General features: G+C 60.0%; 21 protein-coding genes. 13 read left to right on the top strand and 8 right to left on the bottom strand.

Annotated elements, in window-relative coordinates:
• Nucleotides 1-2: 2 nt before the first annotated feature.
• The 6 genes from CKW21_RS21095 to CKW21_RS21070 form a co-directional block, all read right to left on the bottom strand.
• Nucleotides 3-887: a symmetrical bis(5'-nucleosyl)-tetraphosphatase gene (locus CKW21_RS21095; protein ID WP_095195850.1), complete on the bottom strand. Its 885-nt coding sequence runs from the start codon at nucleotides 885-887 to the stop codon at nucleotides 3-5.
• Nucleotides 887-1,267 (bottom strand): Co2+/Mg2+ efflux protein ApaG, encoded by a 381-nt coding sequence (gene apaG / locus CKW21_RS21090; protein WP_095195849.1) that lies wholly within the window; start codon nucleotides 1,265-1,267, stop codon nucleotides 887-889. Before apaG ends, CKW21_RS21095 begins: the two co-directional genes overlap by 1 nt.
• A gap of 123 nt (nucleotides 1,268-1,390) precedes the next feature.
• Entirely contained in the window at nucleotides 1,391-2,209 is an 819-nt protein-coding gene (gene rsmA / locus CKW21_RS21085; RefSeq protein ID WP_095195848.1) for a 16S rRNA (adenine(1518)-N(6)/adenine(1519)-N(6))-dimethyltransferase RsmA, read from the bottom strand.
• Nucleotides 2,206-3,195 (bottom strand): 4-hydroxythreonine-4-phosphate dehydrogenase PdxA, encoded by a 990-nt coding sequence (pdxA, locus tag CKW21_RS21080; protein WP_095195847.1) that lies wholly within the window; start codon nucleotides 3,193-3,195, stop codon nucleotides 2,206-2,208. Before pdxA ends, rsmA begins: the two co-directional genes overlap by 4 nt.
• Complete coding sequence (gene surA, locus CKW21_RS21075) at nucleotides 3,192-4,508, bottom strand: peptidylprolyl isomerase SurA (protein ID WP_095195846.1); 1,317 nt, start codon at nucleotides 4,506-4,508, stop codon at nucleotides 3,192-3,194. The genes pdxA and surA overlap by 4 nt, the downstream gene beginning before the upstream one ends.
• The gene (locus CKW21_RS21070) at nucleotides 4,489-7,287 is read right to left on the bottom strand and encodes an LPS-assembly protein LptD (RefSeq protein WP_095195845.1); all 2,799 of its coding nucleotides are present in this window, start codon (nucleotides 7,285-7,287) and stop codon (nucleotides 4,489-4,491) included. The genes surA and CKW21_RS21070 overlap by 20 nt, the downstream gene beginning before the upstream one ends.
• Nucleotides 7,288-7,417: 130 nt before the next feature.
• Here CKW21_RS21070 and CKW21_RS21065 point away from each other — a divergent pair, with 130 nt between their 5' ends.
• Genes CKW21_RS21065 through CKW21_RS21055 form a run of 3 tightly spaced genes read left to right on the top strand, consistent with a single transcriptional unit; the run spans nucleotide 7,418 to nucleotide 9,874 of the window.
• The gene (locus CKW21_RS21065) at nucleotides 7,418-8,437 is read left to right on the top strand and encodes an aminoglycoside phosphotransferase family protein (protein ID WP_095195844.1); all 1,020 of its coding nucleotides are present in this window, start codon (nucleotides 7,418-7,420) and stop codon (nucleotides 8,435-8,437) included.
• A complete protein-coding gene (gene murU, locus CKW21_RS21060; protein WP_095195843.1) occupies nucleotides 8,434-9,105 on the top strand; it encodes an N-acetylmuramate alpha-1-phosphate uridylyltransferase MurU in 672 nt (223 codons plus the stop codon). Before CKW21_RS21065 ends, murU begins: the two co-directional genes overlap by 4 nt.
• A gap of 1 nt (nucleotide 9,106) precedes the next feature.
• Nucleotides 9,107-9,874, top strand: a complete 768-nt coding sequence (locus tag CKW21_RS21055; RefSeq protein ID WP_095195842.1) for a TerB family tellurite resistance protein — start codon at nucleotides 9,107-9,109, stop codon at nucleotides 9,872-9,874.
• Nucleotides 9,875-9,998: 124 nt separating this feature from the next.
• Here the strand turns inward: CKW21_RS21055 and CKW21_RS21050 are convergent, their stop codons facing one another.
• Complete coding sequence (locus tag CKW21_RS21050) at nucleotides 9,999-11,003, bottom strand: alpha/beta hydrolase family protein (protein ID WP_095195841.1); 1,005 nt, start codon at nucleotides 11,001-11,003, stop codon at nucleotides 9,999-10,001.
• 73 nt (nucleotides 11,004-11,076) lie between these two features.
• Between CKW21_RS21050 and CKW21_RS21045 the strand changes: the two genes are divergently transcribed.
• From CKW21_RS21045 to trpE, 10 genes are all read left to right on the top strand, one after another.
• Nucleotides 11,077-13,473 carry a PAS domain S-box protein gene (locus CKW21_RS21045; RefSeq protein WP_095195840.1) on the top strand — a complete coding sequence of 799 codons (2,397 nt, stop codon included), beginning with the start codon at nucleotides 11,077-11,079 and terminating at the stop codon, nucleotides 13,471-13,473.
• 116 nt (nucleotides 13,474-13,589) lie between these two features.
• Nucleotides 13,590-14,243: a response regulator transcription factor gene (locus CKW21_RS21040; protein WP_170948700.1), complete on the top strand. Its 654-nt coding sequence runs from the start codon at nucleotides 13,590-13,592 to the stop codon at nucleotides 14,241-14,243.
• A 296-nt stretch (nucleotides 14,244-14,539) separates the two neighbouring features.
• A complete protein-coding gene (locus tag CKW21_RS21035) occupies nucleotides 14,540-15,664 on the top strand; it encodes an ABC transporter ATP-binding protein (RefSeq protein WP_095195839.1) in 1,125 nt (374 codons plus the stop codon).
• 49 nt (nucleotides 15,665-15,713) lie between these two features.
• On the top strand, nucleotides 15,714-16,757 hold the full coding sequence (locus CKW21_RS21030; protein WP_095195838.1) for an ABC transporter substrate-binding protein: 1,044 nt from the start codon (nucleotides 15,714-15,716) through the stop codon (nucleotides 16,755-16,757).
• 200 nt (nucleotides 16,758-16,957) lie between these two features.
• A complete protein-coding gene (locus tag CKW21_RS21025; RefSeq protein ID WP_095195837.1) occupies nucleotides 16,958-18,205 on the top strand; it encodes an ABC transporter permease in 1,248 nt (415 codons plus the stop codon).
• A 12-nt stretch (nucleotides 18,206-18,217) separates the two neighbouring features.
• Nucleotides 18,218-19,042 carry an ABC transporter permease gene (locus CKW21_RS21020; protein ID WP_095195836.1) on the top strand — a complete coding sequence of 275 codons (825 nt, stop codon included), beginning with the start codon at nucleotides 18,218-18,220 and terminating at the stop codon, nucleotides 19,040-19,042.
• Nucleotides 19,043-19,255: 213 nt separating this feature from the next.
• On the top strand, nucleotides 19,256-20,404 hold the full coding sequence (locus tag CKW21_RS21015) for an iron-containing alcohol dehydrogenase (RefSeq protein WP_095195835.1): 1,149 nt from the start codon (nucleotides 19,256-19,258) through the stop codon (nucleotides 20,402-20,404).
• 114 nt (nucleotides 20,405-20,518) lie between these two features.
• Complete coding sequence (gene rpe / locus CKW21_RS21010; RefSeq protein ID WP_008035979.1) at nucleotides 20,519-21,193, top strand: ribulose-phosphate 3-epimerase; 675 nt, start codon at nucleotides 20,519-20,521, stop codon at nucleotides 21,191-21,193.
• The gene (locus tag CKW21_RS21005; RefSeq protein ID WP_095195834.1) at nucleotides 21,190-22,008 is read left to right on the top strand and encodes a phosphoglycolate phosphatase; all 819 of its coding nucleotides are present in this window, start codon (nucleotides 21,190-21,192) and stop codon (nucleotides 22,006-22,008) included. Before rpe ends, CKW21_RS21005 begins: the two co-directional genes overlap by 4 nt.
• 71 nt (nucleotides 22,009-22,079) lie before the next feature.
• Complete coding sequence (gene trpE, locus CKW21_RS21000) at nucleotides 22,080-23,558, top strand: anthranilate synthase component I (RefSeq protein ID WP_095195833.1); 1,479 nt, start codon at nucleotides 22,080-22,082, stop codon at nucleotides 23,556-23,558.
• 50 nt (nucleotides 23,559-23,608) lie between these two features.
• Here trpE and estP read toward each other — a convergent pair whose 3' ends face one another.
• Nucleotides 23,609-25,516: an esterase EstP gene (gene estP, locus CKW21_RS20995; protein ID WP_095195832.1), complete on the bottom strand. Its 1,908-nt coding sequence runs from the start codon at nucleotides 25,514-25,516 to the stop codon at nucleotides 23,609-23,611.
• Nucleotides 25,517-25,628: the final 112 nt, after the last annotated feature.

Raw genomic sequence — 25,628 nt, 5'->3', positions numbered from 1 at the left:
GTCTAGCGCGGGGCGCTGGCTGACGATGGTTCGGAATTGAGTGGAGGGGCTGGAGGTTTGGCGGCATGGCCATGCTCGTCGCATTTGCAGGACAGGCGTTCGCCGTTGTCGACATTCATCAGGGTCAAGGCACCACCCCAGACGCAGCCGGTATCGAGGGCCGAAATACCTGGCTCGAGGACTTTGCCTTCCAGTGCGGCCCAGTGGCCAAAGATAATTTTCAGGTCCTTGGTCTTGCGTTCCTTATGCAGGAACCAAGGCTTGTATCCCGGCGGCGCGCTGTCGAGACCTTCCTTGCTCTTGAGGTCAAGCTTGCCTTCGGCCGTACAGAAACGCATCCGGGTGAAATAGTTGGTGATCACCCGCAGTCGAGTCACGCCTTTAAGGTCATTGTCCCACTTTGCCGGATCGTTGCCGTACATACCGTCAAGGTAGGGCGCAAACAGGTTGTCGTCGCGCAGGGCGGTCTCAACCTCGGCGGCGCACTTCAGGGCTTTTCGCAGTGACCACTGCGGCGGGATCCCGGCATGCACCAGCGCGACATTGCGCTGCTCGTCGTAATGCATGAGTTTTTGCTGACGCAGCCATTCCAATAACTCCGCGCGATCCGGTGCTTCGATGATTTCGCGCAGGGTGTCGGCTTTCTTCAGGCGTTCGATATTCTGCCCGGCGGCCAGTAGGTGCAGGTCGTGGTTGCCGAGTACGCAAACCAGCGATTCGCGGATGCTATAGAGGAAGCGCAAGGTGTCGAGCGATTGCGGACCACGGTTGACCAGGTCGCCGACCAGCCACAGGCGATCTTTTGCGGGATCGAACGCCACTCGTTTGAGCAGGCATTGCAGGGCCTCCAGGCAGCCCTGCAGATCACCGACGGCATACGTCGCCATCAGTGCAACGCTCCAGGCACTGCGAGACGGAACGGTGCAATGATGGCGTCGAATTGTTTGCCGTCGTCGGCAATCATCTGATAGCTGCCTTGCATGGTGCCCACCTTGGTGGTCATGACCGTGCCGCTGCTGTAGGTGTGACTCTTGCCGGCCTCGATCAGCGGTTGCTGGCCAACCACGCCCGCACCGCGAACCTCTTCGACATGTCCGTCGCCATCGGTGATCACCCAGTGCCGTGACAACAGTTTGGCCGGTATCAGGCCATTGTTTTGCACGGTGATGGTGTAGGCGAAGGCAAAGCGGTCGTGTTCGGGTTGCGATTGTTCTGCCAGATAGCGGGTGACGACGCTGACGTCGACCTGATAACGAGGATCGGACATGCAAGAGGCCTTAAAAACGAAGCGGGACGCGGGGCGTAGCTGATGGAGTTCAGTCTAGGCCAAGTATCGGGTAGTAAACCAGACATGGGCGCTGGTGTCCTACCCGATAACGCTTCGACCCTCTCAGGCGTCCGCAGGCTTGTGCAGGGGTTGTTCGCTGAGTTTGTCTGCCAGGCGCACGAAGGCGGCCAGATCGAGTTGCTCGGGACGCAAGCTGCCGTCGACGCCAGCGGCTTCGATTTCGGCGTTGCTCAGCAGCAACTTGAGGGTATTGCGCAGGGTCTTGCGACGCTGGTTGAAGGCTTCGCGTACGACGCGCTCCAGTAACCGGTGGTCCTTGGCCGGGTGCGGCAACACGGCGTGAGGCACCAGGCGCACGATGGCTGAATCGACTTTCGGCGGCGGGTTGAACGCGCCCGGCCCGACGTTGAACAGATGCTCAACCCGGCAATGATACTGGACCATGATCGACAAACGACCCCAGTCACCGCCGCCAGGCCCTGCCGCCAGACGCTCGACCACTTCCTTTTGCAGCATGAAGTGCATGTCGCGAATCAGGTGGGCGTTGTGCAGCAGGTGAAAAATCAGCGGTGTAGAGATGTTGTACGGCAGGTTGCCGACCACGCGCAGGCTGTTCGGCGCGGCGTTCAGGCTATTGAAGTCAAACTTCAGCGCATCACCCTGATGCAGGTTGAAGTTGTCCCTGCCGGCGAATTGCTGATTGAGGATCGGGACCAGGTCCTTGTCCAGCTCCACTACGTCGAGTTGGGCGCCGCTATTGAGCAGGCCTTGAGTCAATGCACCCTGGCCCGGGCCGATCTCCAGCATCCGGTCGTCGGGTTTGGCGTGGATGGAGCGCAGGATGCGGTCGATAACGCCGGCATCGTGCAGAAAGTTCTGGCCGAAGCGCTTGCGCGCACGGTGTTGGTATTGCTCGGTCATAAACGGGTCTCGGCCATCTGGTAGGCGGTTTCCAGGGCGACTTGCAGGCTGCCGGTGTCGATTTTGCCGCTGCCGGCCAGATCGAGAGCGGTGCCGTGGTCGACCGAAGTGCGGATGATCGGCAAGCCAAGGGTCACGTTGACTGCTGCGCCGAAGCCTTTGTACTTCAGCACGGGCAGGCCCTGGTCGTGGTACATCGCCAGCACTGCATCGCAGTGCTCCAGATATTTTGGGGTAAACAGAGTGTCGGCGGGCAGGGGGCCACGCAGGTCCATGCCTTCGCCGCGCAGGCGCTCTAATGTGGGTTCGATGATATCGATTTCTTCATGGCCCAGGTGTCCGCCTTCACCGGCATGGGGGTTGAGCCCGCACACCAGGATGCGTGGCTGGGCGATGCCGAATTTTTCCTGCAGGTCGGTGTGCAGGATTCGCGTGACCCGCTCCAGGCGCTCTGGCGTGATCGCATCGGCAATTTCGCGCAAGGGCAGGTGGGTGGTCACCAACGCTACGCGCAATCCACGAGTGGCGAGCATCATTACTACTTGCGCGGTATGGGTCAGGTCGGCGAGAAATTCCGTGTGCCCGGAGAAGGCGATCCCTGATTCATTGATCACACCCTTATGCACCGGAGCAGTGATCATCCCGGCGAAATCCCCGTCCAGGCAGCCTTGGCCGGCGCGAGTCAGGGTTTCCAGAACAAAAGCGGCATTGGCTTTGTCCAGTTGCCCGGCGACCACGCTGGCGTTCAGCGGAGTATCCCAGACATACAGGCTGTTGGCGGGAGCGGGTACGTCCGGCCAGCTGTCCGGTGTGACCGGCAGCAAGTCGACCGCCACACCCAGCTGCGCGGCCCGCTCAAGGAGCAGGTCGCAGCTGGTAATGGCAATCAGGGGATGTGGCTGGGCTTGCGAGGCGAGCAGCAGGCACAGGTCGGGACCTATGCCGGCCGGTTCGCCGGGGGTCAGCGCGAAACGTTGGGGTTTCACTGCGCTGCCTGGTCGGCGCCAGGGAGTTTGATTTCTACGTACGCTTCGTCACGGATCTGACGCAGCCAGGTTTGCAGCTCTTCGTCGTATTTGCGGTTGCGCAGTACGGTCATCGCTTGTTGCTCGCGAGCCTGGTTGGTGCTGTCGGTGGCACGACGGCCAAGGACTTCCAGAACGTGCCAGCCATATTGCGTCTGGAACGGCTTGGACAGTTGACCTTGCGGGGTGTTGGCCATCACTTCGCGGAACTCGGGGACCAGTGCGTTCGGATCGATCCAGTTCAGGTCGCCGCCGTTGAGGGCAGAACCGGGATCTTCCGAGAAGCTTTTCGCCAGCTCACCGAAGTCTTCGCCCGCTTCGATGCGGGTGTAGAGCGACTCAGCCAGAGCCTTGGTCTTTGCTTCGTCGCGGATCGGGCTCGGCTTGACCAGGATATGCCGTACATGCACTTCGTCACGTACCTGGGCTTCACCGCCACGCTTGTCGGTGAGCTTCAGGATGATGAAGCCACCTGGCGTACGCATTGGCTGGGTGATATCACCGACGGCCATGGTGCTCAGCAGGCGATCGAACGGTGGTGGCAATTGAGCAGCTTTACGCCAGCCCATGTCACCACCTTCCAGTGCCGTTTCGCTGGCGGACCTGGCGATGGCCAACTGACCGAAGTCGGCGCCTTGCTTGAGCTGCTGGTAAACCGCGTCGGCCTGCTTGGCGGCATTCTGAATTGCGTCGGAGTTGGCGCTTTCCGGCGTAGGAATCAGGATGTTGGCCAGGCGGAACTCTTCGGACAGCTGCATCTTGCCAAGGTCGGAAGCCAGGAAGTTTTTCACCTCTTGCTCAGACACCTGGATGCGCTCGGCCACTCGGCGCTGGCGCACACGGCTGATAACCATCTCGCGACGGATCTGGTCACGTGCGTCGTCATAAGACAGGCCGTCACGAGTCAGGGCCTGGCGGAATTGATCGACCGTCATGTTGTTGCGCTGGGCAATGGTGCCGACAGCCTGGTTCAGTTCTTCATCGGTAATGCGGATGCCGGAGCGTTCGCCGATCTGCAGTTGCAGGTTCTCGACGATCAGGCGCTCAAGCACCTGTTGCTCCAGTACGCTGGCCGGCGGCACGGCAGTACCGCGCTTGGCGATGGTTTGCTGGACTTCATGGACGCGCTGGTCCAGTTGGCTCTGCATGACCACGTCGTTGTCGACGATCGCCACCACTTTATCGATGGACTGTACCGCGGCGTTGGCCGCGGTACCCAGGAACAGCGCGCCCAGCAACAGCGGGCGCAGACAATCAGAAAGCTTGGTCTTCACGTTCACGATAACCTTGGATGCCTTTGTCGAGGAAGCTCTCTACCTTGGCGCCGGTGAGGCCGCCGAGTCCCTTCAGAACAATTTGGAGGAAGACGCCATGGTCGCCTTTTTCGTTTTCCGGTGCATCCTGACTGAATTCATCATAGGAAACCCAGTAACGGTTGATCAGGCGCAATTTCCAGCAGCAGTTGTCGTACTCGAAGCCACCGAAGGCCTCCAGGGTACGGTTGCGGTTGTAGTCATACTGCCAGCGGCTGATGGCGTTCCATTGTGGCACGATCGGCCAGATCACCGAGAAGTCGTGCTGTTGGATCTTGTAGTAATCCTTCACGTAGCCAGGCTGGCCGGGAACGCCGTAGTCACCGCCGCCCACTTGCCATTGACCGGTGTTCTGGTCGTAGCGGATCTGGTCATTACGATAGCGATAGCCGGCGTTGATGACCTTGTTCGGATTGTCTTCAGGCTGGTAGTGGAACATCGCGCTACCCGAGCGAGGGCTGCGACTGTCCGGGTCCCAGTTATAATCGGCAGTGGTACGCCAATCGCGGTTCCAGCGATATTCGTACTCCAGTGCATAAGGGGATACGTCAGAGTGCGCATCCTCGCGGATTTTGGCATCGATCCCCGGCAACTGGACTTCGCGATCCTTGAAGTACAAGGCCTGGCCGACGCTGATGCGTTGACGCTCGAAACCGTTGTCTTCGATCCAGCGGCTGGTCACGCCCAGCGACAATTTGTTCTCGTCGCCGACACGGTCGGAGCCGGAGAAGCGGTTGTCGCGGAACAGCGACGAATAATTGAAGGTGTATTCGCTGGTATCGAACACGGGAATGTCTTCCTGGTCCTTCTCGGGTACATAGAGATAGAACAGGCGAGGCTCAAGGGTCTGCCGGTAGTTCTTGCCGAACCATTGGGTATTGCGATCGAAATACAGGCCGCTGTCGATGCTGGCAATCGGCACGCCACGGCTCTGGCTGCTGCCAAAGTCGCCATTGAGCTTTCTCTGTTCTGGAGTTAGCGCGGCAATCTGAGCTTTACCAATGCTGTCCAGGTCCAGATCATACTGCGTGTACTGGTACTTGAGCTTTGGCTTCAGGAAGCCATAAGTCCACTCCAGTGGCAGGGCGACGGCCGGTGCAAGGTTGAGGCGATCGCCGTTGGCGCGAGCCAGACCCCCAACATTGGTGTCGAGACGCGGCTCGACATTGCCATCTTCATCGGTAAAGGTGCCGTTTTTCAAATCGCGATCGAAGCGTACGATTTCAGTGTTGTAGGTGAAGTCCAGGCCGCCTGGATGAAACGGCAACGCCCCATCGAGGGTGATCTGTGGCAGGCGGTCGTACGGTGTGATGTACGACACGGTTGCCAGTTGAAAGGCCTGGGCGTTGATACGAGCGACGTAACTGTCGCCGCGATAGCTGACAGCACCTTGCTGGTTCACGTAGTCGGAACTTTTCACGCCGATCTGATCGGTCTGCAGATCCTGGAAGTAGTAAGGGTCACTGATTTTGGTGTAGTCGACGTAGGTGAAGACGCGCGAATCGAGGCCACCCTTGTGTTGCCAGTTGTACATGTAGCGCGTTTTGTCGTAGTCGCTCTGCAACTCGCGCTCGTTGTCTTCGTCGTTGAGGTACGCGGCGCCGAACTGACCTTCGGTGGACTTGGTCAGGTAACGGAACTCGCCTTCCATCAACAGGCCGCGCTTGCTCATGTAGCGCGGATACAACGTGGCATCGTAGTTCGGTGCCAGGTTGAAGTAGTACGGCGTGACGAGCAGGAAGCCTGTATCGGTGCCGCTGCCGATGGTCGGCGGCAGGAAACCGGACTGACGGCGGTCGTCGATCGGGAAGTAGATGTACGGCGTATACAGGACCGGGAAGTCCTTGACCCGCAGGGTCACGTTGGTCGCGGTACCGAAGCCGGTGGCCGGGTTCAGGGTGATGTTATTACCCTTGAGCTGCCAGGCGTTGCTGTTCGGTTCGCACGTGGTGTACGTACCGTCCTTGAGGCGGATGATCGCGTTCTCGGCACGTTTGGCGTACAGCGCGTTACCGCGGATACGGGATTTGTGCATCACGTATTCAGCGTTGTCGACCTTGGCTTCACCGGTATCGAGTTGCACGTCGGCATGGTCGCCGACGATCAGCGCACCGTTGTCGCGGATGCGCACGTTGCCGGCCAGTTCGCCACGGCTCTCGGCCTGGTAAAGGTTGGCTTCGTCGGCTTCGACCTGCATGCTGCCTTGGCGCATGACCACGTCACCGGCCAGGGTAGCGACTTGCTCATCCTGCTTATAGCGAGAGGCTTTTGCGCCGATAAAGGTTGGCGCGTCACTTTTACTCGTCTTGTCATTCATGCCAGGACGAATCGGTTCGATATAGGAACCAGAGCAGTAAGGACCGGTTTCGGCCAGCTGTGCTGCAGTGAGTTGTTCGCGGGGAACCCAGTCGAGGTGGCTGTAGTCTTCGCTACGGGACTTCAGGCCGCGGCCCTTGGACTCGGTAACCAGCACGGGCTTGGCGCCAGTGTCTTCACTGGAACCATCCTGTGCCGCAGCCTCGCCGGTAGCGCTGACTGCACTACCGTCATGGACGGGACGCGGAGGCAAGGCTGCCGCCGGTTTTTTAGGCGCACAGTCCCAGGCACCCGAAGCAGAGACTGAGCAGTCATACTGTTCCGCGGCGACCACGAAGGAAGTGGCTAGTGGTTGCAAGGCCAGCAGACTGCCGGTTACCAACAACGGAAATTTTTTACGAAACGCGGGGGATTTCAATGCCATCTTATTAGTCCGGGCTTCCTGCGTGCCATCTGCCCGCGGTGTGGGCCGCACGCCTCTCGATGGTCTGAAAAAGATGCTGGATAATAAAGCATGACCCGCTTGACGGCTAGCGCCGTCGGAGACCCTTGCAATGCCTGACCAAGATGTACGTTTGCAACACCTGAAAGTTTGGCTCGATGAACAATTGGCGATCCTTTTTGCAGAACAGGGTTGGGGTGCCATACCCCCGGCCACATTGACCGCGGCCAGTAGCGACGCGAGTTTTCGGCGTTATTTTCGTTGGGAGGGCGCGGATAAAAGTTTTATCGTCATGGATGCGCCGCCCCCGCAGGAAAACTGCAAACCTTTCGTGGATATCGCTTTTTTGCTGGCGAAATCCGGAATAAATGTGCCGAAAATTTATGCCGAAGATCTCGAGCGCGGTTTTCTTTTGCTCAATGACCTGGGCAACAAGACGTATCTGGACGTGATCGAGAGCGAAAACGCCGAAGATTTGTTCAATGATGCCCTGCAAGCGCTATTGGCTTTTCAGCAGTTGCCGATGGTGGCTCCCCTGCCGAGCTATGACGTGGCACTGCTGCGCCGGGAACTGGAACTGTTCCCCGAGTGGTATGTGAAGCGTGAGCTGGGCATCGAGTTCGATGCGGCGCAGCAAGTACTCTGGCAACAGGTCAGCGATCTGCTGATCGACAGTGCTCTCGCCCAGCCGAAGGTCCTGGTGCACCGCGACTACATGCCGCGCAACCTGATGCTCAGCCAGCCGAATCCCGGTGTGCTGGATTTCCAGGATGCGGTGTATGGCCCGGTGACCTACGACGTGACCTGCCTGTTCAAGGATGCATTCCTCAGCTGGCCAGAAGAACGCGTACGCGGCTGGCTGGAAAGTTATTGGCAGCAGGCCGCGGCGCTGGATATTCCGGTGCAGCCGGATTTCGAAGACTTCCTGCGCGCCAGTGACCTGATGGGCGTGCAGCGTCACCTGAAAGTGATCGGCATTTTCGCCCGCATCTGCCATCGCGATGGCAAACCGCGCTATCTGAGTGATGTGCCACGCTTCTTCGCTTATATAGAAACCGTGATCGCACGCCGCCCTGAGCTGGCGGAACTGGATGTGTTGCTGGCCAGTCTGCGGTCCGGGGTGAAGGCATGAAGGCGATGATTCTGGCGGCGGGCAAAGGCGAGCGCATGCGCCCGCTGACCCTGACCACGCCAAAACCGCTGGTACGTGCAGGCGGGGTTCCGCTGATCGAATACCACCTGCGCGCGCTGGCCGATGCCGGGTTTACCGAAATCGTGATCAACCATGCCTGGCTCGGTCAGCAGATCGAGGACTATCTGGGTGATGGTTCGCGCTATGGCGTGAGCATCAGGTATTCGCCGGAAGGGGAGCCGCTGGAAACCGGTGGCGGGATCTTCCGTGCGTTGCCGTTGTTGGGCGACGAGGCATTTGTCGTGGTCAATGGCGATATCTGGACCGATTACGATTTCAGTGTGCTGCATCAGCCGATTGTCGGCCTTGCTCATCTGGTGCTGGCCAACAACCCGGCCCATCACCCGACCGGGGATTTCCAGTTGATCGACGGCCAGGTCTCTGACGGTGTACCCGGCGCCGCCAATCTGACGTACAGCGGCATCGCCGTGCTGCATCCGCAGCTGTTCGAAGGGTGCTCTGCCGGGGCTTTCAAGCTGGCACCGTTGCTGCGTACTGCAATGGCGAACGGGCAGGTGTCCGGTGAGCGCCTGAACGGGCAGTGGGTCGATGTCGGCACTCACGAGCGCCTGGCTGAAGCGCAAGCCCTGATCGAAGCGAGACGCTGACATGTTGTGGCCAGGGACTCTGATCGGAGCCGGAGCGGGCTTTGCCATTGCCAGCATTCCGGGGGCCATGCTCGGTGCCTTGTTGGGGCAGGCGCTGGATCGACGCCTGCACTTGCAAAGCTGGGCGCATCTGCGTGAAAAACTCGGTGGTCGTCCTGTACTGCGCAACGATGAATTGCTGTTCGTCTTGCTGGGGCGTTTGGCCAAGTGCGACGGGCGAGTGGTTGATGGTCATATCCAGCAGGCGCGTCAGGAGATGCGCGCGCTGGAAATGAACGAGCCGGCTCAGCGTCGGGCGATTGCCGCGTTCAATCGCGGCAAGTCGGGCAACGACCGGTTACGCGGCTACTTGCGTCGCCTGAGTGCCCAGCCCCATGCGGCCGAAGGGGTGTTGCGTGCCTGTTGGCGGATGGTTTGGGCCGATGGCCGGGCAGGCACCGGTGAGCGAGAACTGATCGCTCAGTGGGGCAAATGGCTGGGCTGGACGCCGCATCAGGTGCAGGCGTTGGCGACGGACTATGAGCCGCATAAGCGTCCACAGGTCAGCAATGCCGTGACTTATCAGGACGCACTGCGCCTGTTGGGTGTGTCCGCAACCAGTGAGCCGTCGCAGATCAAGCGCGCCTATCGGCGTCTGCTCAGCCGTCATCATCCGGACAAGATTGCCGGCAGTGGGGCGACGGCGTCCCAGGTGCGGGAGGCAACCGAGAAGACCCGGGAATTGCATAGTGCCTATACGTTGATTCGTCAGCGGCGGGATTTCCGTTAGCGGGGTAGATTTGTGTCGTTCGTGATGCCGCTTTCGCGAGCAGGCTCGCTCCCACATTTGATCTCCAGTGTCAGAAGATCGAATGTGGGAGCGAGCCTGCTCGCGAATGGGGCGACCCGGTCTATCAGTCCGCCGTACCCTGCGGATTCAACCACCCCCGCACCCGGCGAACCAACTGCTCCTGCTGTGCCTTGTTATCACCCGGCAACGCCTTGAGCGATACCTGGCTGAATGCCGAGGTTTTCAAGCGTTTGCTCGCTTGCAACCGGGCCAGCGCCGCGTTGCGATCCAGCGGTTTGTCCATATAGAAAATGTCTGCGGTTGGCAGTTTCAGGTTCGGTGCGAGTTCGTCCAGTTCCGGTTTTGCCTGAGTGGGTGTCTGCGCGGCGACCATGAGGAACCGCTCGACTTGCGACGGTTGCTTTTCGCTCAGGTAGCGCGCGGCCCAATATGCGCCGGTGCCATGCCCCAGTACGACGATGCTGCGAGCGCTTTGCTGTTCGGCGAACGCGATGGCTGCGTCGATACGGGCAAAGATCCGCTCAGCGTCGGCCTTCGACTGTTCTTCGCTGGTTTCGGCGACAGGCTTGTCGACTACGTCTGCTTCACCGCCGGCCGCCTGTTCGATGGGGGCCGCGGTGGTCGAGTCCTTGCTGCCGACATCCGGTGTTTTAGGCGCTGGCGGCACCTCGACAACGCGTGGTGCAATGGCATCGCTTTGCAAGTCCGGCAAGGTGATACTCAGGCTGCTCCACTCGGCATTCGGCAAATTGCGCCGCAACGGACCGATTGCTTGCGGCCAGTCAGCGGTTTCGCCAGCGCCCGGGATGATAATGACCGCGCCTTTGGGTTCGGCGGTGTTGGCCGGCTTCCACAAGGCCAGGAAGCTGTCGCTGCCCGCCTGCAGTTGTTGCTGTTGCTGGGCCGGGATTTTTCGCTCAAGTGCTGCTGCTTCTTCCTGACTACGCTCAGGCAGCGGCTGACGTTCCACCGGTTTTTCTTCGGCGGCCTTTTCTGTGGCTTCAGCCGGGGCGGCAGGTGCCGGGTCGGCAGCCTTAACGGAAAAAGCCCATGGCAGAATCAGCGACAGGCACAATGCTGGCAGTGCCAGGCGGTAGACAGGGGGCATCGGATATTCCAGGCCAGAAGTTATTCCGGCAGCCTAATGGGTTGGTCAGTATTTGTCAGTGTGTGAGAGTTCGATGATGCGTTTTCGCTGCCTGTGGGTTATCGGCTGTTTATGGTTTCCCTTGATGGGCTGGGCGGCGGCCGCGCCGCCGGCGCATGTTGCCGTCCTGTCGCCCAAACAACAGCAGTGGCTGGCGCAGCAAAGCGAGCTACGAGTGGGGCTGGTATTGCAAGCGCCCTATGCGCAATACGATCGCCGCCTGCAGCGTTTGTCAGGGGTCAACGTCGAGCTGATGAAATGGCTGTCCAAGGCGCTTAAGGTCGAGCTGAGCTGGCGCAACTTTCCCGACGTTGAACAGTTGGAAGCGGCGGCGCGCGCGGGTGAAATCGACATCGCGCCCGGGCTGACCCAGACCCCCGGCGGATTACGTCTGTGGCAGTTCTCCGATCCGTATATGCGGGTACCGCAACTGGTGGTCAGCGACCAGAAAAGCACCGGGACGGTGGAACTGGAAAAACTCGACAGCCAGACCCGTGTCGCCGTGCGCATGCCCAGTGCCACCGCCGATTACCTGCGCGGCAACTATCCACACCTCAACCTCCAGGGCGTTCCGATGGAGCGTCAGGCGTTGCAACTCTTGTTGAGCCAGCAAGCCGGTTACGCGGTGGTCGATGAGGCGCAGTTGGGGCGACTCTCTATCGAGCCGGAGTTCGCCGGATTGGTGGTAGTGGGTGACATCGGCTTGCCGCAATTGCTGAGGGTGGCCACCCGGCGCGACAAGCCGGAGCTGGCGGGTATCGTCGAAAGCGCATTGCGGGCTATTCCGGCCAAGGATCTGGAAAACCTTCACAACCAGTGGCTGCAGCCCAAGTACCCAAAACTCACCGAGTCTCCAGGCTTTTGGCAAAACCTCTGCCTGTTGCTGTTGGTACTGGCACTGAGCAGCATGGCTATCGTGTTCTGGCAGCGTCGCCAACAGCACAGTCTGGAGCAGCGACTGGCGGCGGCGCAGGAAGACATAGCCTTGCGTGCCGCCAGCGAGGAGGCGTTACGACTCACGCAGTTTTCCATCGACCAGAGCACCGTCGGCATCCTTTGGGTCAACTGGGACAGTCACGTGCGCTACGCCAACCGCGCGGCCGAGACCATGCTGGGGTATCCGCCGGGCGGGATCATCGACCGGCCTTTGATCGACTTCGAGCCCGGCCTGCACATGGATCGCTGGTTGAACCTGTGGAAACGCGCCCGGGCCAGCGACGAGTCGCCCCAAAGCTTCGAAACCAATTGCTTGCGAGCCGATGGCAGCATCCTGCCGACGGACGTCTCGCTGAGCTTCCTGCGTTTTCGCGATGGCGAGTATCTGGTGGTCTACCTCACCGACGTCACCGAACGCCGTCGCGCCCTGGCCGCTTTGCAGGAAAGTGAAGCTCGGCTGCAAGGGATCGCAGCGAATGTTCCCGGACTGGTCTTTCGCCTGGAGCGGGCGCCGGTGACAGGCCAGATCGACTTTGCCTACATCAGTGAGGGCAGTGAAAGTCTGGTGGGTTATTCGCCGGCCACCTTGGCCCACCGTGACAAAGGCCTGCGCAGCCTGGTGCATCCGGACGACAAGGCCAGTTATCACCAGACTCAGGATCATGCGCTGGACACCGACAGCGACTGGTCGTGGCAAGGGCGAATTCTCACGCGCCAAGGGGAGCAGCGCTGGGCGGAAATCAAGGCGATTACCCGGCAGCTTGAGGACGGTGCCTACGTCTGGGACGGAATTGTCTGGGACATCAGCGAAAGCAAACGCATCGAACTGGAACTGGCCAGCTCCCGGGAGCAACTGCGGGAGTTGTCCGCGCACCTGGAAAGCGTACGCGAAGAGGAAAAGGCCCGCATTGCCCGGGAAGTTCACGACGAGCTGGGTCAGATGCTGACCGTGCTCAAGCTGGAAACGTCCATGTGCGAACTGGCCTACGCGCAACTCGATCCCGGGTTGCACGAACGCTTGAACAGCATGAAGCGCTTGATCGCCCAGCTGTTCCAGTTGGTGCGTGATGTGGCGACGGCGTTACGTCCGCCGATTCTCGATGCCGGCATTGCATCGGCCATCGAGTGGCAGGCCCGCCGCTTCGAGGCGCGTACGCAGATTCCGTGCCTGGTGCAGGTGCCGGACAATTTGCCGGTACTCAGCGATGCCAAGGCGATTGGTCTGTTTCGAATCCTTCAGGAAGCGCTGACCAATGTCATGCGTCACGCCCAGGCGCATACTGTGGAACTGACGCTGGCCCTTGAACACGACGAGCTGTGCCTGACGGTCAGCGATGATGGCGTAGGATTTGTCGTTACAGAGGGTAGGTCGACATCCTTTGGATTGGTCGGCATGCGTGAACGGGTGCTGATCATGGGTGGGCAGTTGTTGCTTGAGAGTGCGCTGGATGAGGGTACGACTCTGATTGTGCGTGTGCCGTTGGATGAGGCCTGAAAAATTGTGTTGTCTGGTCTGACGCCTTCGCGAGCGGGCTCGCTCCCACAGTGAGTCGGGTGTGACAAATATTTGTGCCGCGACCCAAAACTCTGTGGGAGCGAGCCTGCTCGCGAATGATATTGAATCTGGAGAAGAACGTGATCCGTGTACTGGTAGCCGAAGACCACACCATCGTCCGCGAAGGCATCAAGCAATTGATCGGCCTGGCCAAGGATTTGCTGGTGGTGGGGGAGGCGAGCAATGGCGAGCAGTTGCTTGAGACCTTGCGGCATGTGCCCTGCGAAGTGGTGTTGCTCGATATTTCCATGCCGGGGGTGAACGGCCTGGAGGCGATTCCGCGGATCCGCGCGCTGAACAATCCGCCGGTGATCCTGGTGTTGTCGATGCACGACGAGGCGCAGATGGCGGCACGAGCGTTAAAGGTCGGCGCTGCGGGCTACGCGACCAAGGACAGTGATCCGGCCCTGCTGTTGACTGCCATCCGCAGGGTCGCGGCGGGCGGGCGTTATATCGACCCGGACCTGGCTGACCGCATGGTTTTCGAAGTCGGCCTGACGGATTCGCGGCCATTGCATTCATTGCTCTCGGAGCGTGAGTTTTCCGTGTTCGAACGCCTGGCCCAGGGCGCCAACGTCAACGATATTGCCCAGCAACTGGCCTTGAGCAGCAAGACCATCAGCACCCACAAGGCGCGGTTGATGCAGAAGCTCAACATCACCTCTTTGGCTGAACTGGTGAAGTACGCGATGGAGCACAAGCTCCTTTGAAAGATCATCGATCATTGTGGGAGCGAGCAGGCTCGCTCTCACAGGGCTCCCCGCATCGTTGGCGATAGCAGACTTATCCAATAACGACAGTCCTTTCCGACCGTTTTTGCTCATTCCTGCAGCTTGCGGCTATCCGTTTGCCACTGCATTTACCAAATCCCGCCATCCTTGTAGGGCAATCCCTACCCCCAACCTTCCATCCGGCTGAGGCGATTCTCTCCTGCGTCCCGATTTGCGCGGTCCCCGGCGTCCACTAGGCTTAGTCCACAGCAGTCATCAACAACAAAGGTGTGGGTATGAGCCAGGTCGATTCAAGCGCAGGGGCCAATGATGTTTTGGTCAGCTTTCGTGGAGTGCAGAAGAGCTACGACGGCGAGAACCTGATCGTCAAAGACCTCAACCTGGATATTCGCAAAGGCGAATTCCTCACCTTGCTCGGACCATCCGGTTCCGGCAAGACCACCAGCCTGATGATGCTCGCCGGTTTCGAAACCCCGACGGCGGGCGAAATCCTGCTGGCCGGGCGCTCCATCAACAACGTGCCGCCGCACAAGCGTGACATCGGCATGGTGTTCCAGAACTACGCGTTGTTCCCGCACATGACCGTGGCCGAGAACCTGGCGTTCCCGCTGACCGTGCGCGGCTTGAACAAGAGCGATGTCAGCGACAAGGTCAAGCGCGTGCTGAGCATGGTGCAACTCGACGCCTTTGCTCAGCGTTATCCGGCGCAGCTGTCCGGCGGTCAGCAACAGCGTGTGGCCCTGGCCCGCGCATTGGTGTTCGAACCGCAACTGGTGCTGATGGACGAACCCCTCGGCGCACTCGACAAGCAATTGCGTGAACACATGCAGATGGAAATCAAACACCTGCACCAGCGTCTGGGCGTGACCGTGGTCTACGTGACCCACGACCAGGGCGAAGCCCTGACCATGTCCGACCGGGTAGCAGTGTTCCACCAAGGCGAGATCCAGCAAATCGCCCCACCGCGCACGCTCTATGAAGAGCCGAAAAACACCTTCGTCGCCAACTTCATCGGCGAAAACAACCGTCTCAATGGCCGCCTGCACAGTCAGACCGGCGACCGCTGCGTGGTGGAACTGGGGCGTGGTGAAAAAGTTGAAGCGCTGGCCGTGAATGTCGGCAAGACCGGTGAACCGGTGACCTTGTCCATTCGCCCGGAGCGCGTGAGCCTCAATGGTTCCAGCGAGTCTTGCATCAACCGCTTCTCGGGACGGGTGGCGGAATTCATCTATCTGGGCGACCACGTCCGGGTTCGCCTGGAAGTCTGTGGCAAGACCGACTTCTTCGTGAAGCAACCGATTGCCGAGCTCGATCCCGGGCTGGCGGTGGGTGATGTGGTACCGCTTGGCTGGCAGGTCGAGCACGTTCGTGCGCTCGACCCACTTCTAGAGGCGCATTGATCGCCCCCTGCTTCAACAACACCAACCCTGCACGTGGAGAGAACAATAAATGTTGAGATCCCTGAAATTCACCGCTCTGGCACTGGGCATGATGGGGGCAGCGAGCGCTATGGCCGCTGGCCCGGACCTGACCGTGGTGTCCTTTGGCGGGGCGAACAAGGCCGCGCAGGTCAAGGCCTTCTATGCACCGTGGGAAGCGGCAGGCAACGGCAAAATCGTGGCAGGCGAGTACAACGGTGAGATGGCCAAGGTCAAAGCCATGGTCGACACCAAGAGCGTGTCCTGGGATCTGGTAGAGGTTGAATCGCCAGAACTGTCCCGTGGTTGCGACGAAGACATGTTCGAGCAACTCGATCCTGCGCTGTTCGGCAAAACCGAAGACTACGTCAAAGGCGCTATTCAGCCATGCGGCGTGGGCTTCTTCGTGTGGTCGACCGTGCTGGCCTACAACGCCGACAAGCTGAAAACCGCACCGACCAGCTGGGCGGATTTCTGGGATACCAAGCAATTCCCGGGCAAGCGCGGCCTGCGTAAAGGCGCCAAGTACACCCTGGAATTCGCACTGATGGCTGACGGCGTTGCGCCCAAAGACGTCTACAAAGTGCTGGCCGGCAAGGACGGTCAGGACCGCGCGTTCAAGAAACTGGATGAACTCAAGCCAAGCATTCAATGGTGGGAAGCCGGCGCACAACCGCCGCAATACCTTGCTTCCGGTGACGTGGTCATGAGTTCGGCCTACAACGGCCGAATCGCTGCCGTACAGAAAGAAAGCAACCTGAAAGTGGTATGGAACGGCGGCATTTACGACTTCGACGCATGGGCCATCCCGAAAGGTCTGGATAAAGCGCGTGCTGAAGCGGCGAAGAAGTTCATCGCGTTCTCGGTGCAGCCACAGCAGCAGAAGACCTATTCGGAAAACATCGCCTACGGCCCGGCCAACACCCAAGCCGTACCGTTGCTGGCCAAGGATGTCCTCAAAGACATGCCGACCACCCCGGAAAACATCGCCAACCAGGTGCAGATCGACGTCAGCTTCTGGGCTGATAACGGCGAGCAACTGGAACAGCGCTTCAATTCCTGGGCTGCCAAGTAACCAGAGGGCTCGCCCTCCTGTGAGGGCGGGCTTTTGTGGCGAGGGAGCTTGCTCCCGCTTGAGTGCGCAGCACTCACAAAATTGGCGATTTTTTACGTAATTTTGGGGCCGCTTCGCAGCCCAGCGCGAGCAAGCTCGCTCGCTCGCCACACGAGTTCGCTCCCACATTATCGATTGATCAAAGATTTCCGGAGTACGCCATGGCCATCGCCATTCCCGTGAACGCGGGCACTGACCCCACCTTGAAGCAGCGGCTCAAGCACGCCGAGCGGGTCAACCGCTGGAAGGCCCAGGCCTTGATCGCGCCGCTGGTGCTGTTTCTGTTGCTGGTGTTCCTGGTGCCGATCGTGGCGCTGCTCTACAAAAGCGTCGGTAACCCGGAAGTAGTCGGCGGCATGCCACGCACCGTGGCGGCCATCGCCAGTTGGGACGGCCGCGGCCTGCCCGCTGAACCGGTTTACAAGGCTGCCAGCGAAGACCTGGCTGAAGCCCGCAAGAATCAGACCTTGGGCGATTTGTCCAAGCGCTTGAACATGGAGTTGGCCGGCTACCGCAGCCTGCTGACCAAAACTGCCCGAGCCTTGCCATTCGCCACCGAACCGGCCTCTTATAAAGAAGCGCTGGAAGGTCTCGACGAGCGCTGGGGCGACCCCGCCTACTGGCAAGCGGTTCGCCGCAACACCAGCAGCATCACTCCGTACTACCTGCTGGCCGCCGTCGATCACCGTATCGACGACCTCGGCGAACTGGCGCCGGCCACACCCGACCAGGCGATCTACCTCGACATCTTTGCCCGCACCTTCTGGATGGGCCTGATCATTACCGTGATCTGCCTGGTGCTGGCCTATCCATTGGCTTACCTGCTGGCAAACCTGCCATCACGGCAAAGCAACTTGCTGATGATTCTGGTGCTGTTGCCGTTCTGGACGTCGATCCTGGTGCGTGTCGCGGCATGGATCGTTCTGCTGCAATCGGGTGGCTTGATCAACAGCGGCCTGATGGCTCTAGGCATCATCGATAAACCGGTGGAGCTGGTGTTCAACCGCATCGGTGTCTACATCTCCATGGTGCACATCCTGCTGCCGTTCATGATCCTGCCGATCTACAGCGTGATGAAAGGCATCTCGCCGACCTACATGCGTGCGGCGATTTCCCTGGGCTGCCACCCATTCGCCAGTTTCTGGCGGGTGTACTTCCCGCAAACCTATGCCGGTGTCGGCGCCGGTTGCCTGTTGGTGTTCATCCTCGCCATCGGCTACTACATCACCCCGGCGTTGCTGGGTAGCCCGAACGATCAGATGGTCAGCTATTTCGTCGCCTTCTACACCAACACCAGCATCAACTGGGGCATGGCGACCGCGCTGGGCGGGCTGCTGCTCCTGGCGACCGTGGTGCTTTATCTGATTTACAGCTGGCTGGTGGGCGCGAGCCGCCTGCGCCTGAGCTAAGGGGAGAATGAAATGCTGAGTCCTTATATGTCGCCCATCGAGCGGGTGTGGTTCTACAGCTTGCGGATTCTCTGCGGCCTGATTCTGTTGTTCCTGATCCTGCCGGTACTGGTGATCATTCCGCTGTCGTTCAACTCCGGCAGCTTCCTGGTGTACCCGCTGCAAGGCTTCTCGTTGCAGTGGTACCACGACTTCTTCGCGTCGGCGGAGTGGATGCGGGCACTGAAGAACAGCATCATCGTTGCCCCGGCGGCCACAGTGCTGGCCATGGTGTTTGGAACATTGGCAGCGATCGGCCTGACCCGCGGCGATTTCCCGGGCAAGGCGCTGGTCATGGCGTTGGTGATTTCACCGATGGTGGTGCCGGTGGTGATCATCGGTGTGGCCAGCTATCTGTTCTTTGCGCCCTTGGGCCTGGGCAACAGCTTCTTCTCGCTGATTGTGGTGCATGCGGTGTTGGGTGTGCCGTTCGTGATCATCACGGTGTCGGCGACCTTGCAGGGCTTTAACTACAATCTGGTGCGTGCTGCTGCGAGCCTCGGAGCTTCGCCGCTGACCACATTCCGTAGAGTGACCTTGCCGCTGATTGCTCCCGGTGTGATCTCCGGAGCGTTGTTCGCCTTCGCCACCTCGTTCGATGAGGTGGTGGTGACGCTGTTCCTCGCCGGCCCAGAGCAAGCAACCCTGCCACGGCAGATGTTCAGCGGTATCCGCGAAAACCTCAGCCCGACCATCGCCGCCGCCGCGACGTTGCTGATCGCCTTCTCGGTGATTCTGTTGCTGACCCTGGAATGGCTGCGTGGCCGTAGCGAGAAACTGCGTACCGCGCAGGTCTAGCGCCACGCTTCTATCAACTGTGGGAGCGGGCCTGCTCGCGAAAGCGGAGTGTCAGTCGACTCAAATGTCGAATGTTCAACCGTCTTCGCGAGCAGGCTTGCTCCCACAGGGGCTCTAGCGGACCTTCAGTTCATTCACGACCTGAATACCAGCGAACCCCAAATCCCCAGCTACTATTGTGCCCAGCTCCCCTACCTATAAGAGGCTGCGCACATGAGTCTTTCTTCTTTCAAAATCGCTCACAAACTGATCACCGGCGCAGGGGCTATCGAGCAACTGGCGGCGGAGCTGACCCGTCTGGACATCGACAATCCGCTGATCGTCACCGACGCCGCCCTGGTCAAGTCCGGCACGGTCGAACTGGCGCTGGCGCAGCTCGGGGAGCGCAGCTACGAGATCTTCGACCGGGTACTGCCTGATCCGGAAATCGCCATCGTCGAAGATTGCATGCGGGTTTACCGTGAGGGCGGGCACGACGGGTTGATCGGTCTGGGCGGCGGCAGTGCCATCGATATCGCCAAGAGCGTTGCCGCCTATGCCGGATATCACGGGGCGCTGGAGGATTTGTTCGGCATCGACCAGGTTCCGCGCAAGGGCCCGCCGCTGATCGCGATTCCAACCACCGCCGGCACCGGTTCGGAAGTGACCAACGTGGCGATCCTCTCCGACAAGGTCGCGCAATTGAAGAAGGGGATCGTCAGCGACTACCTGTTGCCGGATGTGGCGTTGGTCAGCCCGCAAATGACCCTGACCTGCCCGCGCAGTGTCACCGCCGCCAGTGGCATCGACGCGTTGGTGCATGCCATCGAATCGTACCTGTCGATCAACGCCTCGCCGATAACCGACGCCCTGGCCATCGGCGCGATCAAGCTGATCGCCAAGGCTTTACCCAAGGCCTACGCCAACCCGTCCAACTTGCAGGCCCGTGAGGACATGGCCACCGCCAGCCTGATGGCCGGCATGGCGTTCGGCAATGCCGGGGTCGGCGCGGTGCATGCGCTGGCATATCCGCTGGGGGGGCGCTTCAACATCGCCCATGGGGTGAGCAACGCTTTGTTACTGCCCTATGTCATGACCTGGAACAAGATGGCTTGCATCGAACGCATGCAGGATATTGCCGAAGCCATGGGGGTGAAGACCGCTCATCTGAGTGTTAGCGAGGCGGCCGATAAAGCCGTGGAGGCCATGAGCATGTTGTGCGCGGCTGTGGAAATCCCCCCAGGGCTGCGCAGTTTCGGGGTGCCGGAGGACGCCATCCCGGCCATGGCCGTCGAAGCCGCGGGGATCGAGCGTCTGATGCGCAATAATCCGCGCAAACTCAGTGCCGTCGATATCGAGAAGATCTACCGCGCGGCTTATTAGAACCTTTGCCGTTGAAACTGATGGCAAAGCCCAATCATCGCGCTCACGGTGCGCGCGTCAAAGCATGAGGTATACAATGCGCGCCATCGTGATTTAGCTCAGAAAAGGTGCGTCATGCAGCCCTTCGTAATTGCTCCGTCGATTCTCTCCGCCGACTTTGCCCGCCTGGGCGAAGAAGTGGACAACGTCCTGGCCGCCGGCGCCGACTTCGTGCACTTCGATGTCATGGACAACCACTACGTTCCAAACCTGACCATCGGCCCGATGGTGTGTGCGGCGCTGCGCAAGTACGGCGTAACCGCGCCGATCGACGCGCACCTGATGGTCAGCCCGGTGGACCGCATCGTCGGTGATTTCATCGAGGCCGGCGCGACTTACATCACCTTCCACCCGGAAGCCACGCAGCACGTTGACCGTTCCCTGCAACTTATCCGCGAAGGCGGCTGCAAGTCGGGTCTGGTGTTCAACCCGGCGACTCCGCTGGACGTACTCAAGTACGTGATGGACAAGGTCGACATGATCCTGCTGATGAGCGTCAACCCGGGCTTCGGCGGGCAGAAGTTCATTCCCGGCACGCTCGACAAGTTGCGCGAAGCGCGGGCCTTGATCGATGCGTCCGGTCGCGACATCCGCCTGGAAATCGATGGCGGCGTGAACGTGAACAACATTCGTGAAATCGCTGCGGCGGGTGCCGACACCTTTGTCGCCGGCTCGGCGATCTTCAATGCCCCGAACTACCAGGAAGTGATCGAGAAGATGCGCTCCGAACTGGCGCTGGCTCGCCCATGAGTGGTTTCGAGCAGCTGTTCCCGGGAAGTCTGCCAAGGCTGGTGATGTTCGATCTGGATGGCACTTTGATCGACTCGGTTCCTGACCTCGCGGCGGCTGTGGATAACATGCTGCTCAAGCTCGGCCGTGCACCCGCCGGTATCGAATCGGTTCGCGAGTGGGTCGGCAATGGTGCGCCGGTGCTGGTTCGCCGCGCGCTGGCCGGTGGTCTCGACCATTCGGCGGTCGATGACACCGAGGCCGAAAGAGCGTTGGAGATTTTCATGCAGGCGTATGGCGAAAGCCATGAGCTGACCGTGGTCTATCCCGGCGTGCGCGACACCCTGAAATGGCTGCACAAGCAGGGTGTCGAGATGGCGCTGATCACCAACAAGCCGGAGCGCTTCGTCGCACCGTTGCTGGATCAGATGAAGATCGGCCGGTATTTCCGCCTGATCATCGGCGGCGATACCTTGCCACAGAAAAAACCGGACCCGGCCGCGCTGTTTTTCGTGATGAAGATGACCAACATCCCGGCCTCGCAATCCTTGTTCGTCGGCGATTCGCGCAGCGATGTGCTGGCGGCGAAAGCGGCGGGGGTCAAGTGCGTGGCGTTGAGTTACGGCTACAACCATGGGCGGCCGATTGCCGAAGAGTCGCCGACGCTGGTTATCGATGATCTGCGCAAACTAATTCCCGGTTGCCTGGATCCGGCCGCTGAGATAACGTTGCCCGACGCTGTCCAACCCCCTTCTGGAAACGCCATCGTGGTGGTCACTCGCAAACTCTGGATGAAAGTCATCAAGGCCCTGGCCCGCTGGCGTTGGCGCGCCTGACTTGTTCCTGGCCGGTTACCCCGGCGCGTTTGCATACCTGACTGTCAGACCCTCAAGCCACGAGGCACATCATGATCCGCGAAGAATTCCTGCGTTTGGCCGCTGCCGGCTACAACCGCATCCCGCTTGCCTGCGAAACCCTGGCCGACTTCGACACGCCGCTGTCGATCTACCTGAAACTGGCTGACGAACCCAACTCTTACCTGCTGGAATCGGTACAGGGCGGCGAAAAATGGGGCCGCTACTCGATCATCGGCCTGCCGTGCCGTACCGTGCTGCGGGTTCATGATCATCACGTCAGCGTGACCGTCGACGGCGTTGAAACCGAAAGCCATGACGTCGAAGATCCGCTGGCCTTCGTCGAAGCCTTCAAGTCCCGCTACAACGTGCCGACCATCGCCGGCCTGCCACGTTTCAACGGTGGCCTGGTGGGTTATTTCGGCTACGACTGCGTGCGCTATGTGGAAAAGCGTCTGGGTAAATGCCCGAATCCGGACCCACTGGGCGTGCCGGACATTCTGCTGATGGTCTCCGACGCGGTGGTGGTGTTCGACAACCTCGCCGGCAAGATGCATGCGATCGTCCTGGCCGATCCGGCGCAGGAAGATGCTTTCGAACAAGGTCGTGCGCGTCTGGAAGAGCTGCTGGAGAAGCTTCGTCAGCCGATCACTCCGCGTCGTGGGCTGGATTTCAGCAAGCAGCAATCGGCTGACCCGGTGTTTCGCTCAAGCTTCACACAGGACGATTACGAAAAAGCCGTCGACACCATCAAGGAATACATCCTGGCCGGTGACTGCATGCAAGTGGTGCCGTCCCAGCGCATGTCGATCGACTTCAAGGCTGCCCCGATCGATCTGTACCGCGCGCTGCGCTGCTTCAACCCGACGCCTTACATGTACTTCTTCAACTTCGGCGACTTCCACGTCGTTGGCAGTTCGCCGGAAGTGCTGGTGCGGGTCGAAGACAATCTGATCACTGTGCGTCCGATTGCCGGCACCCGTCCGCGTGGTGCCAACGAAGAGGCTGATCTGGAGCTGGAAAAAGACCTGCTGTCGGACGCCAAGGAAATCGCCGAGCACCTGATGCTGATTGATCTGGGCCGTAACGATACCGGTCGCGTGTCGGAGGTCGGTTCGGTGAAACTCACCGAGAAGATGGTCATCGAGCGCTATTCCAATGTGATGCACATCGTGTCTAACGTCACTGGCCAGTTGAAGGCCGGCCTGACGGCAATGGACGCATTGCGGGCGATTCTGCCGGCGGGTACGTTATCCGGCGCGCCGAAAATTCGCGCAATGGAAATCATCGACGAACTGGAACCGGTCAAACGCGGTGTTTACGGCGGTGCCGTCGGCTACTTCGCCTGGAACGGCAACATGGACACTGCCATTGCGATCCGCACGGCGGTGATCAAGAACGGCGAACTGCATGTGCAGGCCGGTGGCGGCATCGTCGCCGACTCGGTGCCGGCGCTGGAATGGGAAGAAACCCTGAACAAGCGTCGCGCGATGTTCCGTGCGGTTGCCCTGGCTGAACAAACCCCGCAGTAACTAGTCCTGTGGGAGCGAGCAGGCTCGCTCCCACAGGTCAATGTTGCTCTTCAAAAATCCAGACTGACGCCGACGGTAATCCCCTGCTGGGTAAAGTCGTCGTCCTTGCGCAACGTATAGCCGCCACGCAGCGCCAGATCGGCGGTCAACTTGTGGCTGACTCCCAGACTCACACGATTCAAGTGGCTTTGTGGCGTGTAGCCAACAAGCTTGAAGTCGAGAGTTGGCAGGCTATTGAGAGCGATATTCACCTTCTGTACATCGTCCTCATACTCGCGCTCATGGGCATATTCGCCGAACACTTGAGTCTGCGGGGTGATTTGGTATTTACCCTGCAGCCCGGCGCCGAGACGTTTTGAATCACGTTTCTGGTCATCAAAGGTCAATGCCGTGGAGCGGTTGTCATTTTCCGAGTAGCCGTCGACTTCCACTTTCGCGTAATCGGCGCTGATGAACGGTGACAGGTGCCACTCACTGCCCGGCTGCGCAATGTCGTAGCCAATACGTGTGCTGAACGCCCAGAGGTAGCCATCGGTGTCGCCTTTTTCCGCACCCTCGCTCGCACCCAGGTCGAATTTACGCTTGAGGTTGTCGTAGTCCAGTTTGCCGCCGGTCAATGCGGCATCGGCCCACCAACGGTTTTGCTGGAACTGGGCGAATACGGTGGCCAGGTAGCTGTTGAGTTTGTAGTCGGAGTCGTTACTGCCTGCCTCCAGGTTCTGACGATAGAAGCCGGCCGCCACGCCCACACGCCAGGCTTCATTGAGGCGATAGCTGCCGCCAATGTTCAGGTTGTAGCCGCTGCCATCAGCGCTGGCGCCGCTGGTCTGGCTGTCGACATCGAGATGCTGGCCGCCTCCGGCGACGATGGCGCGCCATTGGCCGACGGCTTGCCAGTTCTCCCAGTCCGCTTGCCATTGGCTGCGCAATTCATCCTGATGCGCACGCAAGGTGGCGTGGGCCATTTCCGGTAACAGCGTCAGCTCCCAGGGCGCAGCGAGTAAGGAGTATGCGTAGTCGGACACCAGCTTTTGCCCGGCTTCGGTCGGATGTACCCCATCGTTGTAAATCAACTTGCTTGGATCCGGGGTGGCGCTGTTAATGCCGTAAGTAGCGTTTTCGGTGCAGCTGTCACCACTGAAACAAGTGGCAGTCAGATTCTGGCCGGTAGCGAAACCGAATCGCGCTGGATCGGCGAAGGTTTCCTGCAACAGCAGTGGAATGTTCAGCGGGATGATTTCGGCATCGATCCCTGCCAGTCGCGTAACCAATTGCCGGTTGAAGGCTGCGCTCAGCTGTGACGTGGGCGTCTGCAGAGGCGTGCCGTTGATCGCTGGCGTCAAACCCAGGTCGGGCAGCAGCCAGACCATGATGTATCGGGCGCCGGCGGTTTGCAGAACCTGAGCACTGTTTGCCAGTCGGTCCGCAGCGGCGTTTGCTTGAGCGCCACTTTGAACACGGCCTTGAAGAAAGTCATTACCACCCCCGGAGAGGTAATACAGCGCGTTCGGATCGGCGAGGAAGTTGTTGGTCGGCAGATAGCCTGCACGGGTGCGTTCACCGGTGGCGGATGCGGTGGTGATCGAGTCGAGGATCTGGTCGGTGCGATAACCACCAACGGCCCAGTTATTGCCATCAGGCAAACCCTGGGAAGCACGCGCGGCCGAGGTTGAAGCGGCGGTCTGGTCCGGTGAAAAACCGAGTCTTGCACCCAGCAGTTGGGTGGAGTTTGCGGAGTAAACTTCGCCACTGCCGTCCTGATAAGTCGGTCCGGTACGGTTGGTGAAGCGCAGGGTAGAGCCGGGAGGGCCACCGGCGTCGGTAAACTGCCCCGCATCGTTGAGGCTGTCGCCGAAGACGATAAAATTCGAATAGGGGTTGGGCGCCGCGATTGCTTGAGTGCAGGCTATGGCAAGCAAGCAGCCGGCAAGCGGTGCATAGAGCGTCTGTCTGATCATGAGCAAGTCCGTTTGTTTATTGTTTTAATGAGCGAAACGACAGTGGCAAAAACTATAGAGCCAGATGCCATTCGGCGCGAACCCGCCGAATGTTACATAAGGTTCGATCGCC

Origin of the sequence: Pseudomonas sp. Irchel 3A7, from assembly GCF_900187565.1 — a bacterium.
In the GTDB taxonomy this organism is placed as follows: Bacteria; Pseudomonadota; Gammaproteobacteria; order Pseudomonadales; family Pseudomonadaceae; genus Aquipseudomonas.
The sequence above is the reverse complement of the archived record's forward strand: the minus strand, read 5'-3'. Positions and strand labels throughout refer to the sequence as shown.

Excerpts from the sequence above, each read along its gene's own strand:
- CKW21_RS21095 (WP_095195850.1), bottom strand. The coding sequence starts at position 887 with ATGGCGACGTATGCCGTCGGTGATCTGCAGGGCTGCCTGGAGGCCCTG.
- apaG (WP_095195849.1), bottom strand. The coding sequence starts at position 1,267 with ATGTCCGATCCTCGTTATCAGGTCGACGTCAGCGTCGTCACCCGCTAT.
- rsmA (WP_095195848.1), bottom strand. The coding sequence starts at position 2,209 with ATGACCGAGCAATACCAACACCGTGCGCGCAAGCGCTTCGGCCAGAAC.
- CKW21_RS21070 (WP_095195845.1), bottom strand. The coding sequence starts at position 7,287 with ATGGCATTGAAATCCCCCGCGTTTCGTAAAAAATTTCCGTTGTTGGTA.
- CKW21_RS21065 (WP_095195844.1), top strand. The coding sequence starts at position 7,418 with ATGCCTGACCAAGATGTACGTTTGCAACACCTGAAAGTTTGGCTCGAT.
- murU (WP_095195843.1), top strand. The coding sequence starts at position 8,434 with ATGAAGGCGATGATTCTGGCGGCGGGCAAAGGCGAGCGCATGCGCCCG.
- CKW21_RS21055 (WP_095195842.1), top strand. The coding sequence starts at position 9,107 with ATGTTGTGGCCAGGGACTCTGATCGGAGCCGGAGCGGGCTTTGCCATT.
- CKW21_RS21050 (WP_095195841.1), bottom strand. The coding sequence starts at position 11,003 with ATGCCCCCTGTCTACCGCCTGGCACTGCCAGCATTGTGCCTGTCGCTG.
- CKW21_RS21045 (WP_095195840.1), top strand. The coding sequence starts at position 11,077 with ATGATGCGTTTTCGCTGCCTGTGGGTTATCGGCTGTTTATGGTTTCCC.
- CKW21_RS21040 (WP_170948700.1), top strand. The coding sequence starts at position 13,590 with ATGATATTGAATCTGGAGAAGAACGTGATCCGTGTACTGGTAGCCGAA.
- CKW21_RS21035 (WP_095195839.1), top strand. The coding sequence starts at position 14,540 with ATGAGCCAGGTCGATTCAAGCGCAGGGGCCAATGATGTTTTGGTCAGC.
- CKW21_RS21030 (WP_095195838.1), top strand. The coding sequence starts at position 15,714 with ATGTTGAGATCCCTGAAATTCACCGCTCTGGCACTGGGCATGATGGGG.
- CKW21_RS21025 (WP_095195837.1), top strand. The coding sequence starts at position 16,958 with ATGGCCATCGCCATTCCCGTGAACGCGGGCACTGACCCCACCTTGAAG.
- CKW21_RS21020 (WP_095195836.1), top strand. The coding sequence starts at position 18,218 with ATGCTGAGTCCTTATATGTCGCCCATCGAGCGGGTGTGGTTCTACAGC.
- CKW21_RS21015 (WP_095195835.1), top strand. The coding sequence starts at position 19,256 with ATGAGTCTTTCTTCTTTCAAAATCGCTCACAAACTGATCACCGGCGCA.
- rpe (WP_008035979.1), top strand. The coding sequence starts at position 20,519 with ATGCAGCCCTTCGTAATTGCTCCGTCGATTCTCTCCGCCGACTTTGCC.
- CKW21_RS21005 (WP_095195834.1), top strand. The coding sequence starts at position 21,190 with ATGAGTGGTTTCGAGCAGCTGTTCCCGGGAAGTCTGCCAAGGCTGGTG.
- trpE (WP_095195833.1), top strand. The coding sequence starts at position 22,080 with ATGATCCGCGAAGAATTCCTGCGTTTGGCCGCTGCCGGCTACAACCGC.
- estP (WP_095195832.1), bottom strand. The coding sequence starts at position 25,516 with ATGATCAGACAGACGCTCTATGCACCGCTTGCCGGCTGCTTGCTTGCC.